The sequence below is a fragment of the Chryseobacterium sp. C3 genome (assembly GCF_014218905.1).
In the GTDB taxonomy this organism is placed as follows: domain Bacteria; phylum Bacteroidota; class Bacteroidia; order Flavobacteriales; family Weeksellaceae; genus Chryseobacterium; species Chryseobacterium mucoviscidosis.
In genome coordinates this window covers 1-4,072 of the sequence record NZ_JACLCU010000022.1, presented here as the reverse complement: position 1 = coordinate 4,072, position 4,072 = coordinate 1, and the positions used below count along the sequence as shown (strand labels likewise).

At 35.6% G+C, this 4,072-nt stretch carries 4 protein-coding genes; 2 read left to right on the top strand and 2 right to left on the bottom strand.

Translation table 11 applies throughout. From position 1 onward, the window contains the following. Positions 1 to 810: transposase (locus H6W53_RS21370; RefSeq protein ID WP_185209620.1), on the top strand; the 810-nt coding region annotated here is incomplete at its 5' end. 249 nt (positions 811 to 1,059) lie between these two features. Here the strand turns inward: H6W53_RS21370 and bla are convergent. Continuing rightward, positions 1,060 to 1,941, bottom strand: coding sequence for a class A beta-lactamase (bla, locus tag H6W53_RS21365; RefSeq protein WP_185209618.1), 882 nt, complete (start codon positions 1,939 to 1,941; stop codon positions 1,060 to 1,062). 618 nt (positions 1,942 to 2,559) lie between these two features. Then, positions 2,560 to 3,024 carry a GNAT family N-acetyltransferase gene (locus H6W53_RS21360; RefSeq protein WP_024568394.1) on the bottom strand — a complete coding sequence of 155 codons (465 nt, stop codon included), beginning with the start codon at positions 3,022 to 3,024 and terminating at the stop codon, positions 2,560 to 2,562. 398 nt (positions 3,025 to 3,422) lie between these two features. On the opposite strand from H6W53_RS21360, the gene H6W53_RS21355 reads away from it, so the two are divergent. After that, on the top strand, positions 3,423 to 4,072 hold a 650-nt coding region (locus tag H6W53_RS21355; protein ID WP_228457857.1), incomplete at its 3' end, for a tyrosine-type recombinase/integrase.

Sequence of the window (4,072 nt, the reverse complement as noted above, 5' to 3'; positions counted from 1 at the left end):
GCCTGGGAAACGCTTCAAACGTTTGGTGAAAATCGAGGTTTAAAAATGGGAATGATTGCTGTTTTGCACACTTGGGGACAGAATCTGAGCCTTCATCCGCATTTGCACTGCATTGTTCCGGGCGGTGGTGTGGATGAAAGCGGAACTTGGAAAAATCTCCATTCAGATGGGAAATTTTTGTTTCCGGTAAAGGCTTTGAGTAAAGTTTTCAGGGCTAAATTTTGTGAGAAACTGAAGCATCAATTATCATTAAAATTGAATGAAAATCAACGAGAAAAATTTACTGAAAATGAGGCTGGGAATTACGAAAAATTAAGGCAAAGTCTGTGGGAAAAACCTTGGGTAGTTTATGCTAAAAAGCCTTTTGGAAGCCCAAAATCTGTGGTAGAATATTTGGGCAGATACACGCATAAAATCGCCATCAGTAACCAGAGAATCAGAAAAATTGACGCGAAAACGGTCACTTTTTCTTACAAAGATTACCGCCAAAAAGGTATCAAAAAGCAGATGGTTTTGAGCCACGAGGAGTTTATCCGCCGTTTTGCGATGCATATTTTGCCCAAAAGGTTTGTGAAAATCCGTCATTACGGTTTTTTGAGCAGCACTTGGAAACGAATTAAGCTTAAAAATCTGCAACAAAAATTAGGCATCCAGCCCAAAGAAAAACCTTTGCCAAAGCCGTTTCAACCGAAATGTAGTTGTTGTAAAGTTGGAAATTTGGTAACGATTGCCACGTTCGATCTTCGAGGTCCGCCGCAATGGTTTTTGGAGATGAGCCAAAATTTACCTGCTCCTAAATCTGCATTTTAAAAGATTTGGGTAAGGGAAATTATGCCCCAACGTGAAGGAAAACACGATAAAACCAAGAAAAACTCGCCAAAATCACCCACAAAAAAAGAGACTCTTCTCAAAGTCTCTTGTATCTCTAAAAATCTTTTGTCGATAACCCCATAGTGTGGGAAAATACCCAACCAAAAGCTCCCGAAGGTTCCATTCAACAGGGTTTTCATTGTTCGTGCTGCGCACGCAACGAAAACTTAGCTATTAGCAGAAGTTCTTTTATTTATGTAAGTAATATTCATAGGTTGTTTTTGCAATATCTGCGATTATTTCTTCTGATTTCTTAAAGTTTTCATAAGTGTCATTTATCAAAACACAAATTATGATTTTCTTTTTGTCTGAAAGTTCAATTATTCCAAAATCATTTATCGCTCCTGTCATACCGTTATCGTTAGTAAATGAAGTTCCTGTTCTGTGAGCGACTTTAATATTATTTGGCAGTTTTCCTTTAATCCTATTTCCACCTGTTGTGTTGTTAATCATTGCATTATATAACCAGGTCGTATTTTTTTTATTTAATATTTTTCCTTTATAAAATTTTAGTAAAAGTCTTGTTGATTCATTTGGTGTAATTTTATTTACAAATTGAGCATCCCAATTTTCGTGCATTTCTTCCTCGTTATTTTTTACAACTAGATTTTTACTTGGAAAATATTTTTCAACTTCTTTTGGTCCACCAATTAATCTTAAAATAATATCAGTTAAATTGTTGTCACTATAAGATATCATCCATTTCATTGCTTCTTCAAGAGTAATATAATTATTTCCTTCAGGAAATTTTTCTTTATATGGGCTCCAAGTATTTTCTAAAAGTTCTTGTTTTTTTATAAAAACTTTTTGCTGCATTTGAAGTTTACCTTCCTCAACTTTTTTAAGAACTGTTAGTGCGATTGGAAATTTAACAGTGCTTAACATTGAATAAAGACGATTACCATTTATATCCACTATTTTCTTATTGTTGGTTTCAATTATGGAAACTCCAACATTTGCATTTTTATCTTTTATTATTTTTTCAATTTTTGTTGTTAATTCATTTTTTTGGGATTGTCCAAACATCAAGAATGCAAACAACAATAAAACTAAAAGTGATATTTTTTTCATAAATTTCTTTTAGGAACGGGTTTTTGTAGAATTTCTGCTAACGGTTTCGGGCTTTGCGCAGGTGGCGATTAGCCTCGGCAAAAGCGTGGAAGCCACTTGCGTAAAACCCGTGTTAGCTGACGGTTTTTCTTTGTTTTCAAGCATTTTAGCTTTGTTCCAATCCATTTTTTATTAATTATTCGTCAAATTTAACTATTTTTTCTTAACCTACAAAAATATTTTTACTTTTTATTGATTTCACCTTGTAAATTTCGTTTAAAAGTAAATCTTACTATTGATTTTCAGCGTTTTAAGTTAAAGTTTTCAACAGTAAAAATTTTTGTTTTTATGAGTTTTATAAGAAACTTTTTATTGTTTTATGTTAATTTTCTCTGAATTTTATTAGTTTTGATTACTATTTATGGTGATTTTCACCTTAAAACCTTGTTTTTCAAATGCATTTTTTCATCCATCAAAGTAGTTTCAAACTGTCAGCTAACGTTTTCGGGCTTTGCGTTCGGGCGGGTTTCGGAGCACAAAACTGTCAACCTGCACTGAACTTGAATAGAAGCACAAAGCTCCAAGTGATACGTCACCCCGCCTGACGCAAAACCCGTGTTAGCGGGTCGTTGTTCTTGTTTACTTTTCACTGTCAAGAGTTAATTTGTAATAGAAATGTCGCACTTTCTCTTCTTCTGTCGGATTTGTAAGACGGTAGAAATCAAGAGCATAATTGTCAACTTCATCTGCTTGCACAAAAACTTCTTCAAATCCCTTTTCTTTGAAATATTGATTTGTAAACGCTATTAACTTTCGCCCCACGCCTTTTCTTTGGTAATTCGTCAATACTGCAAGGTCATATATATAGGCTAATGGTTTATCTGAATAGTACTGGTCAAGCACATAAACTGTCAGCCCACCTATAACTTTGTTGTTTGCCCTAGCCGTAACTACATAAAAGGTTTCTTGGTTTAATAGTTTCTGTAAGTGCAATTCACTTGGCAAATTGAAATTTTTCATTTCAAATACATTTTCAAAAATAACTATTAAGTCCTTGAACTCTTTAATATTGTCAGATTGTAGTATTTGCAATTCTAAGTTCATACATTTCTCAGTTTTCTTTTTTAGAGGTAGTCCTTTACAATGCCCGCTAACGGTTTCGGGCTTTGCGCAGGTGGCGATTAGCCTCGGCAAAAGCGTGGAAGCCACTTGCGTAAAACCCGTGTTGAACTAAACCTTCGGTAGCTTTACCGTTGGCATAAATTAGTTACTTTGTAAAGATAATTAAAATTCAATACAATGACAACAAAAAAAAGAGTGTAGAAGAGCTTAGAGAAAACAAAATCATCAATCAGGCAAAGCGCGAAGTTCCAGGTTTTACAGAACTTTTAGGTCGATTTGAACGTACCGTTTCGGTTTTGGGGCGTAGTCAAAGTACGTTCAACAATTACTCTAGACACGTCGCGTCGGTGTCGCTACATTTCGGGAAAATTCCTACAGAATTGGATTCAGAGCAAATTCATGATTACCTTTTTTACCTTCAGAAAAAATCAAAATCACCTTCACAGTCGTATTTTAAACATACCGTTTACGGACTTCGATTTTTACTGAAATCGGAAGGTTTGAGCTACGATTATCTGAGTCTTCCGGAAATTAAAAGAGAGAAAAAACTGCCTGTAGTTCTCAGTAAACAAGAGGTTTGGCAAATGCTTTCAGGATGTAAACTTCTGAAACATAAAATTTTAATCGGGATTCTTTACGGCTGCGGATTGCGATGTATGGAAGTTCGAAATCTCCGTTTATGCGACTTAGATTTCGACCGAAAACAACTCAAAGTGGTTCAGGGAAAAGGCAAAAAAGACCGCTATTTACCACTTTCCGAACATCTGATTCGTGGACTCAAAAAGTATATCGAAGCGGAAAAACCGGAAGATTATCTCTTTGGAATGCCACGAGAAGGAAGAGCTGGCGGAGAGTTTGATTCCCGCTACTCACAACGAGGCGTTCAGTGGGCGGTAAAGCAGGCATCAAAAACGGCAAACATCTTGAAAGAAGTGAGTGTTCATACGCTTCGTCACAGTTTTGCGACGCATCTTCTGGAAGATGGGATGGATATTTTGAGCATCAAAAATCTTCTCGGTCACGAAAGTAT